This is a genomic window from Trichocoleus sp. FACHB-46, assembly GCF_014695385.1.
GTDB lineage: Bacteria > Cyanobacteriota > Cyanobacteriia > FACHB-46 > FACHB-46 > Trichocoleus.
In genome coordinates this window covers 162,683-188,437 of record NZ_JACJOD010000008.1, presented here as the reverse complement: position 1 = coordinate 188,437, position 25,755 = coordinate 162,683, and the positions used below count along the sequence as shown (strand labels likewise).

The following is a 25,755-nucleotide window of genomic DNA, read 5'->3' as shown; positions in this document are numbered from 1 at the left end:
TGTATCAGTCGCAAGCACGATTGAGCGATTGCCCCACAGCACTACGGTACCCATAGGCCAAAGCTCAGGAATCGTTGATAATAGGGCAAAACCGTACCCTTTCTTCCCAGATGGTATGCATTCATGCCAACAGGTTCCTTTGAGAAGACTAACATTGGCTGGCAGACCCAGCAGTTGTTGCGGCAGCCGGGAGAGTGGATTGAGCTGCAACTGAATAAACTCTTCAGTAGCTCCAATGACCAAACGCCGCAGACTTTACCCAGTTGGCTAACGGATGCGATCGAATTCCTTGTCCGGGTCGTCTTTTGGCTGCTAGTGGGATTTTGTTTGCTTTGGCTAACTTGGCAGCTGTTACAAACATTTTTGCCATCCCTACGTAGCTTAAAGTTGCTTTTCTGGTTACAGCGACCAGAAGCCCACTCAAACATCAACGCCCAAGTTAGCCAACTTGATGCCGCCGGATGGTTTCAGCGATCGCAGGATTCGCATCGTCGAGGCAACTACCCGGAAGCCTTCCAAGACTTGTATTTTGCGCTGCTGCAACACTTGAGTGAATCCAACTTAGTGCCCTTGGAGGCTAGCCGCACCGATGGGGAGTATTGGCAGTTGGTGCAGCATTTTCCCCAAGCGCCGCTTTACCAGCTATTGATTACGACGCACGAACAAATGCGGTTTAACAATATGGCGATTTCGCTCGAGACGTTAAATCGTTGCCAAACAGCCTACCAAGAAATTGAGAGGCGAGAAATCGAGAACCGCATGCCTGCTGGGAGACGCTCTTGATGAATCCTGCGCAAAATCTCTCTCGACGACAAATGTGGTTTGGGGCTTTGGTCATTGGAGCGATCGCTCTACTCACCTTGCTGAGTGCTCCGACTCAAAGTGCTTCCCGTAGTGGTTCAACTTATAGCCGCGCTCCCGATGGTTACGGTGCTTGGTACAGTTTCATGAGCGATCGCGGCACTCCCATCCAGCGTTGGCAGCAACCGTTTGAGCAATTAGCTCAAAAGCAACCCAGCTCAGCGAACCAGGGCAAGATCACGCTGTTACAAATTAACAGCAGGCTGAAGGTAGCGTCCCTCGACGAGAACCAAAAAGCTTGGGTAGAGGCAGGCAATACGCTAGTCGTTTTAGGTGCCCATGCTCCTGTCACCGAGGCAACTTTCCGCACCTGGCAAACCAGTGAAGTCGGCAACGTGCGAGTGGAAACTCGACGACGGCATTACTTACCGAAGCAGGGCACCACCAGCCTAGTCCTGGGCGATCGCTTTGGGGCCGTGGTTTGGCAAGAATCTTTGGGTCAAGGTCGAGTCGTTTGGGCCACTACACCCCATCTTGCAGCCAACGCCTATCAAGACGATCGCGGCAACTATGAATTTCTAGCTCAACTGGTGACTCAGCCCAAACAGTCAATTTGGGTCGATGAATATCTGCACGGCTATCGTGACCCTGCTGATGCTACAGGTTCAGGTTCAGGTTCAGAAAAGCGATCGCGCAGCTTTCTAGCTTATTTAGCCAACACTGCTCTCTTGCCTGGATTCATTCAAGTGGGAGTATTGCTGCTCTTAGGCATTTGGGCACACAATCGCCGCTTTGGTCAGCCGATTCCAGTCACGACTCCCGCTGTGGATAACAGCAAGGCCTATATCGAAGCTTTGGCAGGAGCCCTCTACAAGGCGTAATCCAGCGAGTTTGTGATTGACACGATTCGTAAAGAAGAGCAATTACAAGTGCAACGAGCTTTAGGGTTGGGCAACCAATTATTAGACCCGGAAACTCTGCTCACCGCCTGGACCCAACAAACCGGACGACCTGCCACAGAACTAGCAGACATGCTACAACTGCGATCGCGCGGTCAACGAGTCAGCGATCGCGACTTGCTGACTTGGTTAGAAAAAATTCAGACTGTTCGCCATCATCTGCCTCGCTATTAAATCACCTATGACAGAAACGCATGCGGTAATCACTCGCCTAGGTCAGGCTCTGAGCCAAGTTATTGTGGGTCAGCCTGCTCTGGTGCGACAACTGCTCATCGCTTTACTCGCCAACGGCCATGTAATCCTAGAAGGCGTACCCGGTACAGGCAAAACCCTTTTAGTCAAAGTGTTGGCCCAACTGGTCCAAGCCGATTTCCGCCGCATTCAGCTCACCCCCGACATTTTGCCGTCCGACATCTTGGGGACGAATATTTTCGACCTGAACACGCGCAGTTTTGTGCTGAAGAAGGGGCCAGTTTTTACCGAAATCTTGCTGGCAGACGAAGTCAACCGTACGCCACCCAAAACTCAAGCCGCTCTGCTAGAAGCGATGGAAGAACAACAGGTGACCCTAGATGGCGAAAGCATGCCGTTACCGTCGTTGTTCTGGGTGATTGCAACGCAAAACTCGCTGGAATTTGAAGGCACCTATCCGCTTCCAGAAGCGCAGCTAGACCGCTTTTTATTCAAACTCTTAGTTGACTACCCAGACGTTAAAGCCGAAAAACAAATGCTGCTGAACAGCCAAGCAGGTTTCCAATCTCGCCGTTTGGATTTGGCTCGGCTCAAAGCGATCGCCTCAGTTGAGCAAATTCTGCAAGCTCGCCAAGCGGCTCAAGCGGTCAAAGTCGAGGAGCCTGTATTGGATTATTTGCTGGCTGTAGTACAACGTACCCGACAACATCCCGATTTAGCTTTAGGCGCTTCCCCTCGTGCTGCTGTCGCCTGGTTGCAAGTGAGCAAAGCCCAAGCGTGGCTTTCTGGGCGAGATTTCGTCACCCCCGACGACATCAAAGCGATCGCACCTCCCCTTCTCCGCCATCGCCTCATCCTCCGCCCCGAAGCCCAACTCGACGGCCTCAAAATCGACAGCGTCATTGGCTCAGTCCTCAATCAAGTTCCAGTACCAAGATGATTCCTTCGTGGCGAGTTTACGGTTTACTCCTCCTTGGCATGGCGATCGCGACTGTCTTTGCGGTGGTTTTGCCTGGAGAGGTGCAGCTTAGGATAGCTGTGTTGGCGTTGCTGCTGTTTGATGCTGTGGTTCTGGGGTTGGCCTTTTGGGATGCTCGGCAGGTGCGATCGCACCAAGTCAAAATTGAGCGACAACCGCTGCATCGTCTCTCGATTGGTCGAGATAATCCGGTGGTGTTGGCTGTGCAAACAGGAGATCAACCTGCCAGGATTCAAGTCCGAGATGCTTATCCAGTAGCATTTAACGTTTCAGCCTCTAGCCTCCAAGCCACCTTGCTCGCCAATAGTAGCCAGGAGCTAACTTATACCATTCACCCCACGCAACGGGGGCAGTTTCAATGGGGCGATTTGCAGGTGCGGCAACTAGGAGCTTGGGGGTTGGCATGGCGAGATTGGCAAGTGCCGCAAACCCAGACCGTGGATATTTATCCAGACTTGTTGGGGTTGCGATCGCTCTCAATCCGCCTGACTTTGCAATCCACCGGAGCCATTCGCCAAGCCCGACGTTTAGGCATGGGCACTGAATTTGCCGAGTTACGAGAATATGGCTTAGGAGATGATCCGCGTTTGATTGACTGGAAAGCTACCGCTCGTCGCAGCCGTCCCTTGGTGCGGGTGTTGGAGCCAGAGCAAGAGCAAACCCTGATTGTCTTGCTGGATCGAGGCCGCTTGATGACCGCGCGAGTTCATGGCTTAACTCGATTTGACTGGGGTTTGAACGCCACATTGTCTCTAGCTTTGGCAGGTCTGAATCGGGGCGACCGCGTGGGGGTAGGAGTGTTCGATCGCCAGCTTCACACCTGGATTCCGCCAGAGCGAGGTCAGCACCATCTCACCAAGCTGATTGAGCGTTTAACGCCGATGCAACCAGAGTTATTGGAACCAGACTATTTGGGAGCTGTGACTCGCATGGTCAATCAGCAAACTCGCCGCGCCCTAGTCGTAGTGATTACAGACGTCATTGATACAACTGCTTCTGCTGAGTTATTAGCCGCTCTCGCCCGCCTCAAACCTCGTTATTTACCTTTTTGCGTCACGCTGCGCGACCCCCAAGTTGATCAACAAGCCCACCAGCTAACTGAGGATGTTACCTCTGCTTATAGCCGTGCTGTGGCTTTAGATCTATTGGCCCAACGTCAAGTCGCTTTCGCCGAGCTACGTCAAAAAGGCGTGCTAGTTCTAGACGCACCTGCGAATCAAATTACTGAGCAATTGGTCGATCGCTACCTGCAACTAAAAGCCCGTAATCAGCTTTAGCCTGTCTGCCCTGTTGGCTTTCTACGGCTGCAATATATTAATAGAAGTGTAAAAAGACCCATACCAACCAAATATTTGAAAGGGGATGGAATGACAGGGCTAGGAGAGAAAAAGCCTTCAATCGTTCCTGCAATGATTAGCATAGGCACAATGCCATAGGTTAACTGAGCTGCCTTAAGGCCATACAGCCGCAGAGCATCCGCACGGCGGTACTTACCGGGAAACAACAGCCCTCTAGCAATCAATAACCCTGCGCCTCCAGCCAAAAAGATGGCGGGTAACTCGAGTGAGCCGTGGGGGAAAACAAAGGCCCAAAACGGATAAGCTAAATTATTTTGGCCGACCAAAGTAGCGATCGCCCCAATACTTAATCCGTTGAAAACTAGGAGAAACAGGGTATAAAGACCTGCGGTCATGCCGCCCGCGATCGCCCCAAAAGAAACCGAAAGATTGTTGGTCATAATTCGGGTAGAAGCGAGAGGTTCAATGCCTACAATTGACCCCATCCATAGTTCGCCTTTGTCTCGCACTTTGGTAATTAGCTCACTCGGTACCAACAACGACAAAAAGGTAGGGTCTTGCCAAGCGAACCACCAAGCCACTAAAGATCCAGCCAGAAAACACGTGGTTGCCAAAGCAATGTAGGCCCAAGTTTCTTGAACCAAAGCTGGAAAGCCCCAACGGTAAAAGTCTAGAGCCGCTTGCCATTCCTGTCGTCTGGAGCCTTGATAAATCTGCGTATAGCCGCGAGAAGCCAGGGTTTGCAAGTCTTGCACGAGAGCGGCCCCAACTTGATTAGTGCGGGCGCGGGCCAAATCTGCGGATACGGAGCGATATAAACTGGCTAATTCTTTGATTTCAGCGGCTGGGATTGACTTCAAACTCCGTTTTTCTACTTGCTTCAGTAGCGCATCCAAGCGTTTCCAATTGGGTTCACGCCGTGCAATCCAGCGCTGAATATTCATACTTTATAAATTTTCACTCCGCTCTAAGCTAAGCGTAGCCTAAGATAGCGTCAATCTGGTTCCATTCATTCCCAGGAGAACTTGGCTAGTGTCGTCTCCAAATTTGAACCCCGGTGGCCCCATGCGACCGCTCAGCATCGGTAATGTAGTGAGTGCGAGTTTTCGGCTCTACAGCTCCCACCTGAAGCAATATTTTGGCATTGCCTGCAAAGCGTATCTCTGGGTGCTCGTGCCTGTTTACGGTTGGGCTAAGTACTCAGCTTTATCGGCGTCGATCTCACGATTAGCTTTTGGGGAATTGGTCAACCAACCGGAGAGCACCAATACCGCTGAACAGAGAACGAATGCTCGGAAGTGGAGTTTTTTGTTAGCTGGGCTGTTCGTTGGGCTACTTGCCCTCGGTATTGTTCTGGCCTGTTCTATCGTTTTAGGAGTAGCAGTTGGAATTTTGGCATTTGTAATTGGCGCTGCCCTGGGAAACAGTGTTCTAGCCGCCGTGGTTGGTGGCATTTTTGTGGTCATCGCCGTCCTTGCTTTTACTGTGGGGCTGCTTTGGATTTCCGCCCGCTTTTTGGTGGTCGAAGTTCCTTTAGCCCTTGAGGACAACATGACTGCCAGCAAAGCGATTAGCCGCAGTTGGGACTTATCTCAGGGGTTGATTTGGCAATTGGTAGGTGTAGTTTCAGTCGCATTTCTCATCACTATTCCTATCCAACTTTTGTTCCAGGTGGTGATTAGTGTCTTACAAGCGGCGCTAGGACAAGATTCTGTCGCTGATTCCGCCTTGTCAGTTATCTTTTCTGTGCTGATTTTGAGCTTGAGCTTGTTGAGTGGCATGATTATCATGCCGTTCTGGCAAGCCCTTAAAGCTGTGGTTTATTACGATCTCCGCAGCCGCCGAGAGGGATTAGGGCTGAAATTGCGCGATCGCTAACCTTCCCCATTGCATCTCTAACCAATCTCTCAACCTCTTTATATTTCTCCCCAGCGGCCACACCGAATCCCTGATCTCTCCCTACCCCGAGCTATGCAGACGAAAGACCATGCGCTTCTTTAATCGAATTATTCTACAGACACCAGAAAGCGTAGAGTTGGAATTTACCCTAGCTGGAATTGGGAATCGGGCCTTCGCGTTGCTGATTGATTACACCTGCCTAGGTGGTTTTCTAATTGCCTTCTTAGTTGTTTGGTTATTTGTTTCTAAGCAAGTTCTAGATTTGGTAGTACAAATAACCGGGAGCGCCAACGGAGTTGATCTTTGGTTGACGGCGATTACTATTCTGGGTGGCTTTGTGATCTATGTGGGCTACTTTGTCTTCTTTGAAAGCCTTTGGCGTGGGCAGACGCCTGGGAAGCGTTACACCAAAATTCGGGTGATTCGCGATGACGGACGGCCCATTGGCTTAGCTCAAGCTACCTTACGAGCTTTACTTCGACCTTTCGATGACACTTTATTCTTAGGCGTATTCTTGATTGCTTTAGGTCGCCAAGAAAAACGTTTAGGAGACTGGGCAGCAGGCACGGTGGTGATTCAAGAAGAGCAAACGATTGCTGCTGCCACTTTTCCTATTTCTCCAGCAGCCGAGGCATTAGCGGCCCAATTACCCGAAATTGCAGATTTATCCCATTTGCTGCCCGACGACTTCGCTGTGATTCGAGACTACTTGCAGCGCCGGGGTGCCATGTCATCCAAAGCCCAGTCAGAAGTCAATTTACAGTTAGCTCGTCAAGTAAAAGAAATAATTTTGCTGGAAAAAGTACCGTCGAACACAACCCCCGATTTGTTTTTAGAGGCAGTTTATCTCGCTTATCAACAGCAATCTACTAAATAAATGTAGGGCGCACCACGTACGCCCTAGTGATGAATGAGTTATAGCTTTTTAACCACCCATGCCAGGAATCAAGCTGCTAGTCAGCCGCTTAATTGCTCGGTTGGCGACATCAGCGTAGCGCAGTTCACCGCAGAGAATTTTGCCCATACGTTCTGTAGCGGAAGGACGCTTGATGCCGACTTTGTAGCCAATGCCAGGTACCCGATAGAAGACACCCGCAATACGCTGCGCCCAAGCCATGTCTTCGCCCCATTCTTGGTTGATGATTTGGGTATAGCGCTCTAGAGCACTGCGATCGCCTGTCAGAGCTTGGTTAATCGCTTCAGCCGCCTTCATACCACTAAAAATAGAAGGCCGAATCCCTTCTGCGGTAAAGGGATCAACCACACAAGCAGCTTCTCCCGCTAGCACCGCATTTTGGGTGTGCAGTTTTTGATTACCGTCCCACAAGCAGAGCGGATGTCCATATTGTTGACTGGACTTGACATCCACGCCAAACAGCGTGGCATACTCAGCCAGCAAAGCTTTCATATCCTGGGGTTCACCCCCTCGGAAGGTACCAATACCCAACGAATAGCCATCGGCTTTAGGGAAGTTCCAGATGTAGCCATTCTTCACCATGCCAAACTCAAAGTGAATGGGGTTGCCGCTTTCTACTTGAGCGGGCACCTCTGCTTCCAAAGCTCCGGCTAAGCGGCGCTTCCGCTCTTTGAACCCTAGCCACTTCGCCATTGGACCTTTAGCACCGTCCGCAGCAATGAGATAGCGCCCAGTGACTGGACCATCGGCTGTATTGACTTGCCAGTGGTCGCTCTTAAACTGAATCCCTGTAACTTCCGTGTTGTCTCGCAGCTCTGCGCCTTGCTTCTGGGCTTGCTGTACCAAGAAGTGATCGAACACATCTCGCCGCACCATCCACATCGGCTCTGGAGTTTTTAGCTCAACTTCCACTGGGTCTTCCATTTTCCAAGTGAAGCGCACGGAGTTGACCTTGAGTGAAATCGCTGGCGTGAAGTCGAAGTCAAACCACTGCGCAACTTGAGGCGAGACTCCGCCTCCACAAGGTTTGTAGCGGGGTAGGGGTTCTTTTTCTAGCACTAGAACAGAACGGCCTTGCTTGGCTAAATGGTAAGCGGAAGTTCCTCCCGCTGGCCCCGCACCGACAATAATGCAGTCAAACATCATGCTCGCATCTCACTCTTGAATATCAGTTCACAACTCCAGCCTGGCCGATCGATTAGAACTTTGGGTAGTAGCTTTGCCAAACACTTGCAGTTTGTAGTGCTTTACTAGTCATCCTGACCCAATGGCATCCAGAGCTGACAGACAGGGGTAACTCAGTGAATGTTTCCGTGTTGATTCCAAATCTAAAGCAGCATACGAATAACCCTGCTGTTTCTCAGGGAAAAACAACAGGGATTTCACACGTGTGCTTGGCAATTCAAGTTTCAAAGTAGAGGAATTGGTTCAGTTCCAACAACAATCAATCCGTGAAATCACTACAGTTATATAGTTCATTGAATGCACTGAGTACAAAGCCCTGATGTGGCCCCTAGGATAGTTCATGAAGGCTTGATAAAGTTCTGAGCCACAAGACACTCCGAAATGAGGCTAAGCCAATGAACTGGGAAGTATGTGTGCAGTACGCCAACGGCAGTAAGCGAGTTCTGCGTTCTTATAAGAATCGCGAGACTGCCTTGAAGTGCATCGACATAATCTACTCCATTCAGGGGTACCCCATGCACTTAGCTTACGTGGTTCGTCAGACACCCATGCCAGCACTTCAATATGCCTAAACCCGAAAGACGAACTTCAATGTTGCTCGCTAGAATGCTTAGTTCTAGAACAATTTAGCTCTATGGCTCTATAGGATTTAGCTCCAAACCTGGGGTTGAGCAGAACACTCTAGACGGTGGTGATATCTTTCTCCTTCTCTGCCAAAACTTCTTCAATTCTGGCAATGTACTTGTCCGTCAGCTTTTGAATTTTATCCTGCAAGTCCCGTGCTTCATCTTCGGACACTTCGCCCGCTTTTTCTTGTTTGCGGACGCTATCGACCGCATCGCGACGCACATTGCGAACTGATACTTTGCCTTCTTCGGCAAACTTGGCCGCTAGCTTCACGAGTTCTTTCCGGCGATCGCTAGTGAGCGGTGGAATATTTAGGCGAATGGTGGACCCGTCGTTGCTAGGAGTTAAGCCAATGTCGGATAGGGAAATGGCTTTTTCAATCAAGTTTAAGCTACCGCGATCGAAGGGTTGAACCGTAATCGTGCTGGCATCTGGCGTATTGATAGTTGCTAGAGACTTGAGAGAAGTTGGGGCTCCGTAATACTCCACCATGACTCGATCGAGCAGAGATGTGTTGGCTCGTCCAGTCCGAATTGTATTGAAAGACCGTTGAGTTGATTCAACGGCTTTTTGCATCGAATTTTCAGCGTCAGCTAATTTCACAAGAACCTCCCACGATCGTTCCAATTGTTTCTCCCGTCACGGCCCGCAGAATGTTACCGCGTACCGAGAGGTCAAACACAATGATAGGAATGTTGTTATCTTTGCACAGTGCGATCGCAGTACTATCCATCACGCGCAAATCTTGCTGCAAAACATGGGCGTAGGTGAGGCTTTGGTACCTACGCGCGTTGGGGTTCTGGTGCGGATCGGAGTCGTAAACACCATCTACCTTAGTAGCCTTAAACAAAACATCGGCGCTAATTTCCGCTGCTCGCAGCGCTGCTGTGGTGTCGGTCGTGAAGAAGGGATTGCCGGAGCCTGCCCCAAAGATCACAACTCGCCCTTTTTCGAGATGACGAATGGCTCGCCGCCGAATGTAAGGTTCTGCCACTTCTTGCATGGCGATCGCAGTTTGCACTCTTGTGGGCACGCCCATTTGTTCAAGAGAGTCTTGCAAGGTCATGGCATTCATGACGGTGGCAATCATGCCAATGTAATCGGCGGTTGCCCGGTCCATCCCAGCCGCAGCTCCCTTAACGCCGCGAAAGATGTTGCCGCCACCCACGACAATGGCAACTTGGACTCCAGTTGCTACAACATCTGACACTTCTTGGGCAATAGCTTGAACCACCGCTGGGTCAATGCCATAAGCTAGATCGCCCATTAAGGCTTCACCGCTTAGTTTGAACAAAACCCGCTGATAAACAATCCCCATGTAGCGACTACTTTTTAACTCAAATTGCCTCCAACTAAAGATAACACTAAGCTGTCGGAGGTCAGCTTTTAGGAGCCGCAAGCATTGCTAAATACGCCATTTAACAGAGCAACCTACGGGTTCAGTTTCTGCTACAGGTATTGCATTGCCCTCTAGGACACGAGCGATCGCGATTTGAAAGTTGGGCGATCGCACAGCACTGACATCTTCTGGGTTGTCGTCAATGCGTCCGTGATAGCGCACAATGCCCGCTTGGTCTAGCAAGAAAACTTCTGGCGTTATTTTGACTCCAAAGCTACGCCCTACATCTTGGGTCACGTCTCGCAAATAGGGGAAGTTCAATTGTTGCTCAACCGCGAAGTGCTTCATATTCTCGAAGCTATCATCCGGGTATTGCGTGGCATCGTTGGGATTAATCCCAATTAAGGTAAACTTTTGAGCCTGAAAGGTAGCTTGAATTTGTTTGAGGCGGTTTAGGTAGAGCCGTACGTAAGGGCAATGGTTACACATAAACACTACCCCTACTGCTTTCGACCTTTCTAGATAACGAGCAAGATGGTGCACCGCATTATCTATTCCTGGGAGTTCAAAGTCTGGAGCGTAGCTGCCTATTGTTGTACCTACTGTTTCCATGAAACTGAATCCGCTGAATGTTCAGAAGAGTTTAACGGGCAGCAGAGGCTTCCCATCTAGCTCTCCATCATAGTCCGCTCGTTGCAAGAATGGTCTAAGGTTGAGAATAAGAGGGCGATTGCGGCAAGGTGCTACCCAACAGTTGCCTTACTTTTGCCAAAATCACGTCTAAACCCGCATCTTTTGCCGCTAGGTCATCGGCCATAAAATAAGGTCGTTGGCTGATGGATGCTAAATCATTTCTGTCAATCCAGCCGGAGACTAACAGGCAGAGAGGAGGGCGCTCTAAGGATGATTTTAAGCGATGAATAATACCATAGCCATCTAGCTTGTTTTCTGATTCAGGCAAAGGGTCAAGAACAAAATCAACAATCACCAAATCGTACTGAGCTGCCACCGCAAAAAAGTGATTAGAATCTGTAAAAACAGTTACCAAAAACTCTTTTCTCAAGAACCTTTGAACTGACAAACTCCAGTTAATGTCGTCATCTAAGACCGCAATCTTATGCATTTTAGCTAGGAGTTAACACTCCTCTTCTAGGGAGCTTGTTGCTTTTCTGGAGCAATTGAATTTTGGTGCGTCCCATAGCAATAGCAACAATTTAATATCCTCATAATTTCATCCTATCAGTTCAGTAAAAACCGCTGAGCAAAGTTAGGATTACTTAGGAATCAAATTTTTATTTCACAATCTTTGTAACTATTTTTAAATTACTAAAACGATAGATTTAGTTGTATGAAACCTTATCAGCAAATTGCGATCGCGGAATGTAGAGAACCATTAGTACCCATTCCACTAGATATATTTGCCACCGAACATCTCCATGCTTATCAAAAGTTAGGGGCTCCTTATGGTGACAAATCGCCCTACTATTTGCGGGAACAAGTGGTGGCTCGCTTGCTCCAGGCTCAGCAACAACTGCAAGCATGTTGTCCTAGTTGGCAGATTCAAGTTTTTGATGCTCACCGTCCGATCGCGGTGCAGCAGTATATGGTGGACTACACCTTTGCCGAACTGGTGCAAGCGAAAGGGTTACAACTTCAGGAACTCACGGACGCTCAGAAACAAAGCATTTGGGAGCAAGTGCATCAGTTTTGGGCGGTACCGAATGTGAACCCTGCTACGCCACCTCCTCACAGCACTGGTGCTGCGGTAGACGTAACGCTGGTAGATGCATCCGGTGCTCCTGTAAATATGGGTTCACCCATTGATGAGATCTCTCCCCGCTCTTTTCCAGATTTCTTTGCCGATCAGCCAGAACTGGAAGCACAGCAATATCATCAAAATCGCCAGTTGCTTAAGCAAGTGATGGTCAGTGCGGGTTTTCTGCAACACATGAATGAATGGTGGCACTTCTCCTGGGGCGACCAATTGTGGGCCTGGTTGAGCACTGGAGCCAACCCAAACCCTGACCCTCATGCCGTCGCTGCTCGTTATGGTCGCGCTGAGCTTTAGCTAGGATGGCAACATTGTCACTAGGCTTATCTTGCAGAAATGCAGGCAGCATCCAGCAAGATCAAGCGCTCTGTACTAAAGACAGTACAACGGGGAACTGTTGGAGCGATCGCAGGTGTAATCCCTTGCTCTAATCGAGTTTGAGCTTCACGAGCTGCGGGCTGGAACTGCTGAAACCAACGGTTGCTCGCCAAGTAGTGGGGGGTAAATGCTTCTTGATCTAGCAACCAAAAGTTAATGCCGTACTGCTGGATAAACTGCTCAACAGCTTCTTGGTTGGGGTTGTACTGCGCTTGCAACAAATCTGTGACTCTTTGGCGAAACTGACTGTAATACCCTTGGTGGAACGGCAGCGCATACTCACGCCCCACTAAAACGGGCCGCTGACCAAAATAAGGTACAAAGTTAGCTTCTTCTGACAGTGAAGCCACTAAGCTTGCTTTGGGCGTTTTTTGCAAAAACTGATAGAGAGCAGGGGCTTGTCCTTCTTTATATTTTGTGTCAGGAAAACGCTGGTCGTAACTGGGATAGAGTAACAAAGCTGCGCTCACCAGAACTATAATTCCAATCGCTAAGTACTGTTTTGGGGCTGACTGAGACTGAGTAGCCCATCGCCATAAAGCATCGAATAACGTAATCAGGACAATCCCAGTGGCGATCGCAGTAATCACCCGAAAACTGTGGTGAGTATAACGACTGGGTAATTGCAACTTAAATAGCAGCAAGTGAGCCAGAGTAAACAGCCCTACCGAAGCGGCGAAAATCTGCACCAATAAACGGATCTGCGGTTGTACTTGCTGGAGTAGCGGCAAGCGATCGCGATATCGCCAGAGCAAGGGTAGCAGCACACCCACAGTCAGCAATGGAGGCAACCACAGGGCAGGAAAAAAGCCACTCCGCTCAGCCGTGAGCCAAAAGTCCCAAGGATCATTTACATAGAACCGACTGCGGCCTTTTTCACCAAACTCTGGCATTCGCCTCGCCATATCTGGCGTAATCACAGAGCCGTACTCAGAGGTTTGTAAGACAAAGGGCAACAACACCACAAACGCCACGGCTAAGCCTGTTACACAGAAGAGATAGTCTTGGCGATCGCAGGAGAAACACAGCCGCCCATTTTCCCAGCGAACTAAGGTGAGCACTAGGGTTCCAGCACTAATCAACAAAATTTGCGGGTAAAACAGTCCTTGCAATGCGATCGCCGCCAGGCAAGGCAGGAGCGATCGCCGCACCAAGTAGTAGAGAAACGCCACAAACAGCGGATACAAAAAGGCTCTGGGGGTGGCAGTCACCAAGTCATCCTTCATCCAAATTGTTTGGTTCAGCAGCAGAGTTGCTAGAAAACCCGCCGCAGGTACCGGAAACAGTTGTAAGCTGACGCCAAAGCAATAGCCTGTCATCACCAAACCTAAGGCGATCGGCAAGAGCTTGTTCAACAAAAAAGGATGAACCCCGATCGCCGCAAACAGTTGGTAAAACTTGGTGTAGCCCCAAGGCGCTACAGATTGGAAATAGTTGGCAATAAAATCGTTGGGCAGTAATTCTTGATCGAGGAATCGCTGCATCCAAAACACATGCTGCCGCGCGTCATCTTGGACCACGTATTCACCGCTAAAGGCTTGCTGTAGTGCCATGCAGCCATAGATCGCGGCAAAAGTTAGGCTCAAACTGAACCAAAAGGCTAACTGGGCTTTGGAAGGTTTCGCCGTCGTCAGCCCGTGATGCAAATGCGTAATCAGCATAGGGGTGGAGATGCAGTGTGCTGAGAAAGCGCAGCCAATTGAAATTACTGTAAACTTCTGGCAAGGATTTAATATTCTTGCAATCCTACTACATCTGGATTAAGGGAGTTGGCATGGCATCCAGGGCTGCATCCGCCACTTCCCTCAGGGGCGCTACCGAGGTTAAGGTCCGCAAGCAGTTTCGACTAGTTGGGAAACGGTATCCTACCTGGCTGAAGCTTTTGCTACTCACATCGCTCCTGTTGGGTCTCTGCTTTCGCTTCGTTAACTTAGACCGCAAACTCTACTGGCATGATGAAGCGCTGACTTCGCTGCGAGTGTTTGGCTACACCCAAACAGAACTAGTACAGCAAGCCTTTAATGGCCAGGTCGTTGAGGTAGCAACGCTGCAAAAATATCAACACCCCAGCCCGGATAAAGGTTGGGGCGACACGCTCACGGCACTAGCTGGCAATGCGGAGCACCCACCGCTTTATTACTTGTTGGCCCGCCTCTGGAGTGACGGGTTTGGCAGCTCGGTTGCAGCGATGCGGAGTTTACCCGTTGTGATCAGCCTGTTTGCCTTTCCCTGCATCTATTGGCTTTGCTTAGAACTCTTCGAGTCTTCCTTAACCGCCGCGATCGCCTGCGCTCTGATTGCGATCGCCCCTTTTCATGTAATTTATGCCCAAGAAGCGAGAGAGTACAGCCTTTGGGCGGTCACGGTTTTATTTTCTAGCGCTAGTTTCTTGCGGGCGTTACGACTTCAAACCAAGCAGGCATGGGGATTGTATGCGATCGCAGTTAGTTTGAGTCTGTACACCCATGCCTTAGCAGGTTTAGTTCCGATCGCTCACGGGGTTTACCTGCTAGCGACTCAACGCGATCGCCTATTTAAAACTTTCAAATCTTTTGCTTTAGCCGCGATCGCAGGACTGGCAACATTTTTGCCTTGGATCATTCTGGTGGTGCAGAATTGGGCGCAAGTTCACGCCGCTACCGAGGGAGTTAGGCGCGCTCAAACTTTGCATACCATCATTGGCAAATGGTTTATTAACCTGAATCGAGTTTTTGTCGATATTGAACTTGGTTCTGCGAATATTATTTTTGTTCTGTTAGCAGCGGTTGTCTTCTATTGGCTTTGTCACCATACCGCTCAGCGCATCTGGCTATTTATTGTCAGCTTGATTGTGGTTACAGCTTTTCCCTTAGTCATTGCTGATTTAATTCTACAAAGCCGATATTCCACCAATCTTCGCTACCTAACTCCCTGTTATATCGCGATCGAATTAGCCGTTGCTTACTATCTCGCCACTCATTTGCGATCGCGTCAACTGCGCCAACACAAAGTTGCGAGAACGGCATTAGTGACTTTAGTTGCTGCTGGAAGTTTAAGCTGTTTAATTAGTTCTCAATCTGAGGTTTGGTGGCATAAGAGTATTCAGAAAACTGGGTTTTATCCTGAGTTTTCTCGTATTGTGGATCGCACTACTAATCCTTTAATTATTAGTGACAGCAGCAATGCGATCGACGTTCTATCATTGAGCCATTCTCTAGATTCTAAGGTTCATCTACAGTTATTACCTGCAACAGTAGTTCCGCAAGTTCCTGGCCAGTTTAGTGATGTGTTTTTATTCAGCGCCTCTATTCCACTACGAGAGAATTTGGAAAAGACGCAAAACTTTCAAGCTCAACCGCTCAGTAAAACTCGTAATGTCTTTCATCTAACGAAACTTCCTGCCTCGCTGAGGAAATAACACTCATTGTATTGCTCCACCATCCAGGCCTGAATCATGCCAGAACGTTTATCCCTAGGCAAAGAAATCTCTACGGCCACATCCAATCCACAAAACCTTTATCCTGCCTTTTCTCTGATTCTTCCGGTCTACAACGAAGAACAGCACGTCGCCATCACGCTAGAACATTTGCATCAACAGTTTCAAGCGGCTGATTGTCATTACGAAATTATTGTAGTCAACGACGGTTCCACAGATAGAACCAGTCAGATTCTGCAAGAACTATCCGGGATTCGCTTGATTCAGCACAGTCAAAATCGAGGTTATGGTGCGGCTCTCAAAACCGGAATTCGCCATGCTAAATATTCCCTAATTGTGATTACGGATGCTGATGGCACCTATCCAAATGAGCGAATTCCAGAGTTAGTGGGTCTGGCTCAGCAGGCAGATATGGTGGTGGGTGCGAGAATTGGTGAAAACGTCAAATATTCTAAGCTTCGCAAAATTCCCAAGTGGTTTCTGTTGCACTTCGCCCAATGGATTACTAACTGCCGCATCCCTGATATCAACAGTGGAATGCGAGTGTTTCACAAAGATATTGCAGAACGTTTTCTTAATATCTTACCTAATACTTTTAGTTTTACAACTACCATTACGCTGGCCATGCTAACAAACAACTATGTAGTTCAGTATGTACCAATTGATTATTACCATCGAGTTGGCAAAAGTAAAATTAAACCGATTCGAGATACCCTGAGATTTCTCCAATTAATCTTAAGAACTGGAGTTTATTTCGCTCCACTAAGAATTTTTCTTCCTGTTGCAAGTATCTTCTTTCTAGGATTTTTAGTTACCTTAATTCAAGACATCTTTGTGCGAGAAGATCTCACCGAGCGAACGATGATTTTGTTTATTGCAGCAACCCAAATTGGCATGTTTGCCCTGTTAGCAGACATGATCGATAAGCGCAGTCAACGTTAAGTGCTGCCTTCAACTCACTTACTTGCTATCTAAAAATTCATCTAGATAGCTTCAGAAATTCAACATCAGTACTCTGTAGTTAATGCAGTTCTAGGTCTTAACTAACAGTTTCTGACGCTTGTCTCGATCGCTATGCTCTCTGCCAAACTCTTTGCTGCGCTGTTATTTGCTTTAGTCTTGCCTGCTGGGATGATTTTGCCGATTCCTGAGGCGATCGCTCAACCTACCGCCACACAAAAACCTGCAACCCCAAATTCGGCTCAGAAAATCGAAGCGGATCAACTGCAAAAGCAAGGCTTTGCTCAACTTGAAGCCAGAGAGTTTGCCGCTGCCGAAACATCTTGGCAACGGGCGCTCCAGATTTATCGGAGTCTAGGCGATCGCGAAGGTGAGTTTCTAATTCTCTACTGCCTGGGCTTGCTGCACTACAGCCAGCAAGAAATTCCCCCTGCTGCCAGCTACTACGAACAAGGGCTGAAACTAGCACGACAGTGGGGCGATGCCGAGAAAGAATGGCAAATGCTGAATACTCTCGGCACCATTTATGCGTCCGTTGGCGAGAACAAGCAAGCGCTGAGCTACCAGGAACCTGCCCTTGCCTTGGCCCAAAAGCTTAAAGATGTGCCCAAGCAAGCGCAAGCATTGGAAAGCTTGATCAAAACTTCGCAAGAGTTAGGAGATTTTGACCAGGTCAAGACTTATCAGCAACAGCAAGCCGTGATTGCGGCCCAACTTCCCTCATCAAACAATACCCTAGACCCCACCATGCAAGCCCTGAAGGAAGGGCAGGCATTACTGAGCCAAGGCTCTAGAGCTTCGGTGCAGCAAGCGATCGCGAAGTTTGAGCAAGCGAGAACCAGTGCCAAAAAGAACGGTGAACGACAGCAGGAAATCTTGGCTTTGCTAGCTTTGGGAGCCGCGCACGACAGCTTGGGCCAAAAGCAACCCGCGCTAGAGGCTTACAAACAAGCATTGCCATTGGCGCAACAATTAGGCGATCGCTACAGCCAAGCGACTATTCTTGTGGGCATGGGTCAGGTCTACAATTCCACAGGCCAACTTGAACTCGCCTTAGCTGCCTTCAACCAAGCACTCCCTCTCTTGAAAGAGATCAAAAACCGGGCTGGAGAGGGCACGGTGCTCAACAACATGGGCAGTATATCCAGCAAGCTCGGCGACTATGCCCAAGCGCTGAACTATCACCGCCAATCGTTGGCGATCTCGAAATCCACCGGAGACCACACCCGCCAAAATCGCACGCTCAACAACATGGGCTTGGTGTACGCCAAACTGGGCCAATACCAAACCGCCTTTGATGCCTTCAATCAAGCACTCGCCAGCCTGAAAGCTGATAGCGATCGCTTTGACCGCGCTACCACCTTGGCCAATCTGGGGACCGTCTATTCTTATGTGGGCCAATTAGACCAAGCCTTAGAAATTTTTCAGCAAGCGCTAGCGGTCCTCAAAGAAGCCGATGACCCCGGACGCGAAGCTTATGCTTTAGCCAATATTGGCAGCGTGTATTACGACCGCCGCGATTACGAGCCAGCCCTAGATTATTACCAGCGATCCCTGAAGCTACTCCGCCAAGTCCAAGACGCCGAAGGAGAATCCACGGTTCTCAACAACATTGGCTTGATCTATGACGACCTGAAACAACCCCAACTCGCCTTAACTTATTACAACCAAGCGCTAGCGATCGCCCAAAAGACTAAGGACCCCGCCGGAGAAGCGACCACGCTGATCAATCTGGGACGGACTCATTACACACGCCAGGATTACGCCCAAGCCGCTAGCTACCAAGCTAAAGCCGCCGCTCTAGCGCAGAAAATTGGCAATCAACGCGTTGCAGGCTATGCCCTCGGCAACCTCGGTCGCGCTCAATTGGCTGCCAAGCAATTAACCGCCGCAGAAACCAGTCTGCTCGCCAGCGCTCAAGCATGGGAATCTTTGCGAGCCAGTCTAGGAGATGATGACCGCAATAAAATTTCCCTTTTTGAAGAGCAAACCAGCACCTATCGCCTCTTACAAAAGGCCTTAGTTGCCCAAAACAAACCAGAAGCTGCTCTGGAAGCGGCTGAGCGCGGTCGGGCCAGAGCGTTTGTGGAACTTTTAGCCGAACGCTTGCCCACTCAAGCTGACGCCGTCGCCAAAATCCAGCCGCCTAATTTGGCTCAAACTCGAGCGATCGCCAAGCAGCACAACACTACGCTGGTCGAGTACTCCGTCATCGACGACGATGAGCGGAATGTCAACGGTGAACCTCTGCGCGAGTCAGAATTATTCATCTGGGTGATTCAACCCAACGGCAAAGTGGACTTTCGCCGAGTGGACTTGAAACCGCTGTGGCAAAAGGGAGTGACTCCCACTCCAACCACCCAACCCCTCAAGGAGTTAGTCACTCGCAGCCGCAGTTCCATCGGGGTCAGAGGATTAGTGTTTCAGGAAGATGCCGAGGCGATCGCCCGTGCTACTGCCGATGCCAATGCTGCTGAAGCTGAAAACAAGCGCTTGCAACAACTGCATCAACTGCTGATCGACCCGATCGCCGATTTGCTGCCCAAAGACCCTAATGCTCACGTCACCTTCATTCCCCAGCAGTTTCTCTTTCTCGTCCCTTTTGTCGCCCTACAGGATGCCGACGGCAAATACCTGATCGAAAAACATACTGTTTTGATCGCTCCCTCAATTCAAGTCCTAGACCTCACCCACCAACAACGCCAACGATTACAGGAGGCAAGGGATAAGAAAGCAGATCCACTTTCATCCTTTCTCCCTTCTCCTTCATCCTTAATTGTCGGCAATCCCACTATGCCCAGCATTCGTCCCAAGTTGGGCGAACCTGCCGAGCAACTGGCCAGCCTACCAGGAGCCGAAAAGGAAGCCAAAGCGATCGCCACGCTTCTCCGCACCCAAGCTCTCATCGGAGATCAAGCCACCAAAGCCAAAATTTTGCAGCAACTTCCGCAAGCTCAGATTGTTCACTTAGCGACACACGGCTTGTTAGATGATTTCAAAGGCTTAGGTGTACCGGGAGCGATCGCCTTAGCGCCTTCTGGCCAAGATGACGGCCTCCTCACTGCCAGCGAAATTCTCAATTTGCAGCTCAATGCAGAACTGGTAGTTTTAAGTGCCTGCGACACTGGGCAGGGAAGAATTACAGGCGATGGCGTGGTGGGGTTGTCCCGCTCCTTAATTTCTGCTGGCGTACCGAGTGTGATCGTGTCGCTGTGGAAGGTGCCTGACGAACCCACTGCTGCCTTGATGACCGAGTTTTATCGGCAACTGCAACGCCAACCTGATAAAGCCCAAGCGTTACGGCAAGCCATGCTAGTAACCAAAGCCAGCTACCCTGACCCGCTGGATTGGGCCGCTTTTACGCTGATGGGTGAGGCTGAATAAATCATGCTGAACCCACTCATGATTCGCCTTTCTAGCATGAGTCTTAGTGCGATCGCTGCCACTTGTTGCTTCGCCTACCCCATACTTGCTGCCCCATCTGCAATTGCCCAACCTCAAAGTCAACTGCCCAAAGCGATCGCCCGGATTCTCTCAGGTCATGCAGCCGTAGCCATTAGTTCCGATGGCAAAGTAGTGGCAGGGGTAAGCCATGACAAGCAAATCAAGTTGTGGAACTCGCAAACTCAAGCAGAAATCCGCACCTTAGCAGGGCATCCGTTACCGATTTTAGCGATCGCCTTCAGTCCCAATGGTCAAATTCTCGCTAGTACCAGTCACGACAAAACCATCAAACTTTGGAGCGTACCCACTGGACAACTGTTGCAAACTCTCACGGGGCATACCGATTGGGTAGAAGCGATCGCCTTCAGTCCCAATGGTCAAGCTTTGTTCAGCGGCGGTGGCGACAAAACGATTCGGGTCTGGCGCTTAGCGGCTGTCGGGCAGAAGTTCAAGTTGGAGCGAACTTTGACTGGACACCAGGACTCAATTTACGCCTTAGCGATTAGTGCTGACGGACAAACTTTAGCCAGCAGCAGTTGGAATGTAATCAAGCTGTGGCAACTGAGTAACGGCGAAGTGCTGCGGACTTTTTCAGATAACGCTTTTGGCATTAATGCCTTAGCCATTAGCGCCGATGGTCAAACCTTAATCAGTGGCAATGGCGATCGCACCATCAAAGTCTGGGATTTATCAGCAGGTCAAGTAAGACAAACTTTAATGGGTCATCAAGCCGCCATTAGCGCTTTGACGCTGAGCCGCAATGGCCAAACGCTGATCAGTGGCAGCAGCGATAACACGATTAAGTTGTGGCAGTTAACAACCGGACAACTCACCCAAACTCTGCCTCGTCAATCCAGTAGTATCGAGGCGATCGCCCTCAGCTCCAATGGTCAAGCATTAGTCAGTGGCGGCTGGGGCGACATCATCAAACTTTGGGATCTCCGAACAGGCCGTGACGTCACTCTCAGCGCCCCCACCTCTAAGGAGCAACGACAGGCTCTGACCATTTCATAATTACGACTTGAAAAGCGATTGGACATGCGATGAAGAGGGCTGAGATCTAGCAGCGTTCACCCTAATAGGCGAAGCGGAATTTGCCCGAAACAGACCCTAATACTTTAGGAGTAGGGTTTTGATTCCCCAATTAGGCTGTCTATATTTGGGGTATCTTCCGCTTCCATCTGGGTGTAGTAGATCAGTTAAGGTTTTACCAGTTCTTCGGTTCTGCTTTGTACAGCGTTCTAGCGACTGCTCTTGAATGACTGCGTTTTGCCCACAACCTGCAGCCTGGGTTGAGCGAATGCAGTTAGATACGTGTTCAGCGATCCCATTCATCAGCCGCCTTTCCTCAGCCCATGACCTTGAAAAATCGTTTACGATCGCCCCACCTCGGGGTGAGCTTGTTGCTAGTCGCATTAGTTTTGGCCGCAGTTTTTCCGCCCCAATCTAGCCATGCTGGTGGGATTCCAGACGGCAAAGCCTTACCAATCCTTCCTGCCCCAGATGATACAGGGACGCTCGTCACCCCGGACGGTAGCCGCTTTGATATTACAGGGGGCCAGCGATCGCAAGACGGAGCGAACCTGTTTCACAGCTTTACTCAGTTCATTCTCGAAACAGGCTACACGGCCAATTTCCTCGCTGATCCCGCCACGCAAAACATTTTGGCACGGGTGGTAGGCGGCAACTTGTCGGCGATCGATGGCTTAATTCAAGTTACAGGTGGCAGTCCCAATTTATTTCTCATCAATCCTGCGGGGATCGTCTTTGGTGCCAATGCCAGTCTCAACATTCCTGGCTCTTTCACCGCTACCACTGCCAACGGAATTGGCTTTGGTAAAGAGTGGCTGAACGCTTCTGGCCCTAACAGCTATGAAGGCTTAGTCGGCACACCAGATTTATTCGCCTTCAGCATGAGCCAACCCGCCGGGATCATCAATACCGGGAATCTAGAAGTTGCCGCTGGACAGAATTTAACGTTGCTCGGTGGCACTGTGATTAGCACAGGTCAACTCACCGCTCCCGAAGGACACATCACCGTCGCGGCGGTTCCAGGTAACAGTTTGGTACGGCTGAGCCAAGCCGAAAGTTTGCTGACTCTAGATATTCAGGCGATCGCTCCTGACACCTATCAACCCAACCCCTGGGACTTCCCGATTGTGGATCTCCCCGATCTCCTTACAGGCGGTCTCGGCAAAAATGCTACGAATATCACCACCAACCGAGACGGGCAGCTAGTTTTATCTGGCTCTGGCCTCACCGTTTTGCCAGGAGATGTAGTGGTGCAAAATGCTACGGCTCGGAGTGCCACGCTTGTGGCTGCTGGCAAAGTCACGCTGGGCAATACACCTCTCCCGCTACCTGACAAAGGTGTGCACGACAGTATCGGCAATCCTTTAAGCATTCAGCCTGATGGCAATACCTATCTCGTTACTAGCCCCACTGGCAGCACCTTCTACATTAGAGGCAACATCGAAGTTCTCATTGACCCTGGTGATAGAGTCAGCAACCCTGGAACTGGTGGCAAAATTTCTCCTAACCCTCTTCCAGATATAGACATTCCCTTTCCGATTGATAAAGAGATGGGCATTACATTCCCCCCATCCATCCCAGAAGTTGACCTGCCACCCATTCCAGAAGACCCAGGAGCTAGCCTACCAGCTATTCCAGAAGTTCCAGGGGACCTTCCACTTATCCCCTCCGAGAAACCCACTCAACAAGCTGGGCCAGTACCCCCTGATATTCCGATTAATCCTGAACCAGGCTCACCTGAAGGTATAGGTACACCAGCATTAGGGGTTTCTCCCGATCCTTTACCTGAACCATCAAGTGGAATTCCGCCCTCGCCTCAGCCTGAAACAGGCATTGGAGCCACTACAGGAGTACCACCTTCACCTCCCCCGGAAGTTCCCAGCGCAACGCTTGGAGCTGCACCGCAACCCAAACCAGGCACGATTCGGCGGCAAGAAATTGCTCTGAGTAACGATCGCCCTCGCTCCAATCCCACTCTGGGAACTACTGTTCAAGGGCAACAAATTGCGATCGCAACGAGTACCCAGGATTGTTTGCGAGTTGGACAGATTGTAGAAAATCAGGGAACGACTTACCGAGTCATTACTGACCAAGGGCGAGTGATTCAGTGCTACCAGCAGCAACTCGCTTTAGCTCAGCAGCAAAACCAACCGCAGCAGCAACGACAAACCCTGCATAACTTAGGCAGCATCCATTTTGTCGTAGGCAACTACGCCCAGTCAATTCAGCGCTACCAGCAGAGTTTGGCGCTCGCTCAGCAACTGCAAAACCGAGCAGGCGAAGCGGAAGCGTTAAGTGGATTAGGAGCTGCTTACAGTGCTGTGGGTAACTACACAAAGGCGATTCAGTACTACGAGCAAAGTTTAGCCATCAGCCGCACGCTGCCAGTTCCCGAATTGCAAGGCATGACCCTACGCAACTTGGGGATCGCGTATCTGGCTCAAGACAATCTTGCTAAGGCACTGGAATATCCACAGGAAAGTTTAGCGATCGCGGAGAAAGCTCAGGACCGCCGAGGCATTGGGCAGTCGTTAGGCAATTTAGGTTTGGTTTACTTCACCAAAGGGGATCACGCCAAAGCGATTAAGCATCTGGAGCAACAATTAGCGATCGCGCGTGAGTTGAACGATCGCCTAGCCGAAGGGCGAGCGTTGGGTAACTTAGGGCTGGCTTACTATGGCCTGGAAAACTACCAGCAAGCAGCTAACTATCAACAGCAAAGTTTGGCGCTCGCGCAACAATTGCAGGACCGCCCTGGTGAAGGCCATGCCTTGAATAATTTAGGAGATGCTTGGTTACGTTTGGGTAAATTGGCTGAAGCAGAGCAAGCGCTTTTTGCAGGGATCAAAGTTTGGGAGTCGCTACGGGCACAGCTTGATCAAAATGATGATGCGACGAAGATCTCAATCTTTGAGACTCAAGCAACGACTTACAGCACGCTTCAAGAAGTCTTGATTGCCCAGAATAAGGCGCAGGCAGCGCTAGAAGTGGCAGAACGCGGTCGAGCCCGTGCTTTTGTGGAATTGTTGGCAAAGCAGTTGCCCACTCAGGGCAGCAAAAGTTTGGCAGGCGCTGCTAATCTAGAACCTCCCAGCATTGCCCAAATTCAACAAATTGCCCGCGCTCAGAATGCCACCTTGGTTGAGTATTCGATTATTCAAGAAGCCTTTCAGGTCGAGGGGCAGCGGCAGATTCAGGACAAAGCGCTCTATATCTGGGTGGTACAGCCCAATGGAGAAGTAGCATTCCGCCAAGTAGACCTCAAACCGCTGTGGCAGGAGCAAAAGACCTCTTTAGATGATTTGGTTGCTAGTACCAGAGCCTCGATTGGGATTGAAGGGCGGGGGCTGGCATTTAACCAAACCACTCAGGTTGTCGCCAGTGCCTTGGAGAGGCTCCAACGTTACCAGACGCAACAGTCACAACTGAAGCAACTGCATCAACTGTTGATTCAGCCGATCGCGGATCTGTTGCCAAGCGACCCAACTGCTCGTGTGGTCTTCATTCCTCAAGGTTCTCTCTTTTTGGCTCCTTTCCCCGCTTTGCAAGATGCCGCCGGAAAGTATCTGATCGAAAAACATACGATGCTGACGGCCCCAGCAATCGAGGTTTTGGCACTCACCTACCAACAAAGGCAACGCCAAGGCATAGCGCAGCAGTCTCAGCCTACGCAGATTGCCGCCACAACACTACCGCGATCGCCCCAGAAGTCTCTAATTGTGGGCAACCCCACGATGCCTAACGTGCCGAGCGAAAATGGTGAGCGATCGCAACCACTTTACAGCTTGCCTGGAGCTGAGCGGGAAGCCAAGATGATTGCCTCGCTCCTCAACACAGAGGCGATTACGGGCAGCGCGGCAACGAAAGCAACGGTGATGGCAAAGATGGGTGATGCTCAGATTATTCACCTAGCAACTCATGGTTTGTTGGATGATTTCCGAGGGCTAGGCATTCCAGGTGCGATCGCCTTAGCGCCTTCGGGTCAGGATGATGGTTTGCTGACGGCGAATGACATTCTCGGATTGAAGCTGAATGCTGAGTTGGTGGTGCTGAGTGCTTGTGGCACAGGACGCGGCAAGATTACGGGCGATGGGGTAGTAGGGCTATCGCGATCGCTGATTTCAGCGGGTGCCCCAAGTGTGGTGGTGTCGCTGTGGCAGGTGCCCGATCACCCAACGGCAGCTCTGATGACTGAGTTTTACCAAAATCTGCAACGGCAACCGGATAAGGCGCAAGCGCTACGGCAGGCAATGTTGGCGATGTTGAAGCAGCACCCAGATCCTAGAGATTGGGCGGCGTTTACTTTGATTGGTGAGGCGGAGTGACAAATTTGTTACTTATGGGTTGAAGTTCTACGGAGTAGGGCAGGATCGAGGTGAAGTTTTTTGGGGTGTTCTTCGTTATTTCTAGCTTGGTTTAGGCTTTGAGAACCGAGCCATTGGGGGCGCTTCCCCCAAACTCCCGCTGAGGGACGGTTGCGTCCCCCAGACCCCCTCCAAAAGTGCTTGTTTCTCCCAGTTTTCATCTTGCTTTCCTTTCATCTTGCTCCCCTCGCTCAGT

Annotated in this window: 21 protein-coding genes; 14 read left to right on the top strand and 7 right to left on the bottom strand. The window is 50.2% G+C overall.

Features of this window, described 5'->3' with window-relative positions; translation table 11 throughout:
- The first annotated feature begins 123 nt into the window (after positions 1-123).
- From H6F72_RS05590 to H6F72_RS05575, 5 genes are read left to right on the top strand one after another with little or no spacing between them, the layout of a single operon-like run.
- Positions 124-783: a DUF4129 domain-containing protein gene (locus tag H6F72_RS05590; RefSeq protein ID WP_190432589.1), complete on the top strand. Its 660-nt coding sequence runs from the start codon at positions 124-126 to the stop codon at positions 781-783.
- Complete coding sequence (locus H6F72_RS05585; protein WP_199298896.1) at positions 783-1,682, top strand: DUF4350 domain-containing protein; 900 nt, start codon at positions 783-785, stop codon at positions 1,680-1,682. Before H6F72_RS05590 ends, H6F72_RS05585 begins: the two co-directional genes overlap by 1 nt.
- A gap of 12 nt (positions 1,683-1,694) precedes the next feature.
- Entirely contained in the window at positions 1,695-1,934 is a 240-nt protein-coding gene (locus tag H6F72_RS29620; RefSeq protein ID WP_199298895.1) for a hypothetical protein, read from the top strand.
- 7 nt (positions 1,935-1,941) lie between these two features.
- A complete protein-coding gene (locus H6F72_RS05580) occupies positions 1,942-2,892 on the top strand; it encodes a MoxR family ATPase (protein WP_190432588.1) in 951 nt (316 codons plus the stop codon).
- Positions 2,889-4,208, top strand: a complete 1,320-nt coding sequence (locus H6F72_RS05575) for a DUF58 domain-containing protein (protein ID WP_190432586.1) — start codon at positions 2,889-2,891, stop codon at positions 4,206-4,208. The genes H6F72_RS05580 and H6F72_RS05575 overlap by 4 nt, the downstream gene beginning before the upstream one ends.
- On the opposite strand, the gene H6F72_RS05570 is transcribed toward H6F72_RS05575, so the two are convergent.
- Positions 4,205-5,173, bottom strand: a complete 969-nt coding sequence (locus H6F72_RS05570) for a stage II sporulation protein M (RefSeq protein ID WP_190432585.1) — start codon at positions 5,171-5,173, stop codon at positions 4,205-4,207. The genes H6F72_RS05575 and H6F72_RS05570 overlap by 4 nt on opposite strands.
- Before the next feature lie 88 nt (positions 5,174-5,261).
- On the opposite strand from H6F72_RS05570, the gene H6F72_RS05565 reads away from it, so the two are divergent.
- Both H6F72_RS05565 and H6F72_RS05560 read left to right on the top strand, forming a co-directional pair.
- Positions 5,262-6,107, top strand: coding sequence for a DUF975 domain-containing protein (locus H6F72_RS05565; protein WP_199298894.1), 846 nt, complete (start codon positions 5,262-5,264; stop codon positions 6,105-6,107).
- Between the two features lie 109 nt (positions 6,108-6,216).
- The gene (locus H6F72_RS05560; protein WP_190432583.1) at positions 6,217-7,005 is read left to right on the top strand and encodes an RDD family protein; all 789 of its coding nucleotides are present in this window, start codon (positions 6,217-6,219) and stop codon (positions 7,003-7,005) included.
- 48 nt (positions 7,006-7,053) lie between these two features.
- On the opposite strand, the gene H6F72_RS05555 is transcribed toward H6F72_RS05560, so the two are convergent.
- Positions 7,054-8,190, bottom strand: coding sequence for a geranylgeranyl reductase family protein (locus H6F72_RS05555; protein ID WP_370527448.1), 1,137 nt, complete (start codon positions 8,188-8,190; stop codon positions 7,054-7,056).
- Positions 8,191-8,624: 434 nt separating this feature from the next.
- Here H6F72_RS05555 and H6F72_RS05550 point away from each other — a divergent pair, with 434 nt between their 5' ends.
- On the top strand, positions 8,625-8,801 hold the full coding sequence (locus H6F72_RS05550; protein WP_190432581.1) for a family 2 glycosyl transferase: 177 nt from the start codon (positions 8,625-8,627) through the stop codon (positions 8,799-8,801).
- Positions 8,802-8,910: 109 nt separating this feature from the next.
- Here the strand turns inward: H6F72_RS05550 and frr are convergent, their stop codons facing one another.
- The 4 genes from frr to H6F72_RS05530 form a co-directional block, all read right to left on the bottom strand.
- On the bottom strand, positions 8,911-9,432 hold the full coding sequence (frr, locus tag H6F72_RS05545; protein ID WP_199298916.1) for a ribosome recycling factor: 522 nt from the start codon (positions 9,430-9,432) through the stop codon (positions 8,911-8,913).
- Positions 9,433-9,445: 13 nt separating this feature from the next.
- Entirely contained in the window at positions 9,446-10,174 is a 729-nt protein-coding gene (gene pyrH / locus H6F72_RS05540) for a UMP kinase (RefSeq protein WP_190432577.1), read from the bottom strand.
- Positions 10,175-10,261: 87 nt separating this feature from the next.
- Positions 10,262-10,807 (bottom strand): thioredoxin family protein, encoded by a 546-nt coding sequence (locus H6F72_RS05535; protein WP_190432575.1) that lies wholly within the window; start codon positions 10,805-10,807, stop codon positions 10,262-10,264.
- Positions 10,808-10,901: 94 nt separating this feature from the next.
- Positions 10,902-11,318: a response regulator transcription factor gene (locus tag H6F72_RS05530; protein WP_190432573.1), complete on the bottom strand. Its 417-nt coding sequence runs from the start codon at positions 11,316-11,318 to the stop codon at positions 10,902-10,904.
- Positions 11,319-11,543: 225 nt separating this feature from the next.
- On the opposite strand from H6F72_RS05530, the gene H6F72_RS05525 reads away from it, so the two are divergent.
- Positions 11,544-12,263 (top strand): M15 family metallopeptidase, encoded by a 720-nt coding sequence (locus H6F72_RS05525; RefSeq protein ID WP_190432571.1) that lies wholly within the window; start codon positions 11,544-11,546, stop codon positions 12,261-12,263.
- 26 nt (positions 12,264-12,289) lie between these two features.
- Here the strand turns inward: H6F72_RS05525 and H6F72_RS05520 are convergent, their stop codons facing one another.
- Entirely contained in the window at positions 12,290-14,005 is a 1,716-nt protein-coding gene (locus H6F72_RS05520; protein WP_190432569.1) for a hypothetical protein, read from the bottom strand.
- Positions 14,006-14,118: 113 nt separating this feature from the next.
- Between H6F72_RS05520 and H6F72_RS05515 the strand changes: the two genes are divergently transcribed.
- From H6F72_RS05515 to H6F72_RS05495, 5 genes are all read left to right on the top strand, one after another.
- The gene (locus H6F72_RS05515; protein WP_190432567.1) at positions 14,119-15,741 is read left to right on the top strand and encodes a glycosyltransferase family 39 protein; all 1,623 of its coding nucleotides are present in this window, start codon (positions 14,119-14,121) and stop codon (positions 15,739-15,741) included.
- A gap of 36 nt (positions 15,742-15,777) precedes the next feature.
- The gene (locus tag H6F72_RS05510) at positions 15,778-16,701 is read left to right on the top strand and encodes a glycosyltransferase family 2 protein (RefSeq protein WP_190432565.1); all 924 of its coding nucleotides are present in this window, start codon (positions 15,778-15,780) and stop codon (positions 16,699-16,701) included.
- 132 nt (positions 16,702-16,833) lie between these two features.
- Positions 16,834-20,103, top strand: coding sequence for a CHAT domain-containing protein (locus tag H6F72_RS05505; RefSeq protein ID WP_190432563.1), 3,270 nt, complete (start codon positions 16,834-16,836; stop codon positions 20,101-20,103).
- 3 nt (positions 20,104-20,106) lie between these two features.
- Positions 20,107-21,177: a WD40 repeat domain-containing protein gene (locus tag H6F72_RS05500; RefSeq protein WP_190432561.1), complete on the top strand. Its 1,071-nt coding sequence runs from the start codon at positions 20,107-20,109 to the stop codon at positions 21,175-21,177.
- 341 nt (positions 21,178-21,518) lie between these two features.
- The gene (locus H6F72_RS05495) at positions 21,519-25,520 is read left to right on the top strand and encodes a CHAT domain-containing protein (RefSeq protein ID WP_190432559.1); all 4,002 of its coding nucleotides are present in this window, start codon (positions 21,519-21,521) and stop codon (positions 25,518-25,520) included.
- Positions 25,521-25,755: the final 235 nt, after the last annotated feature.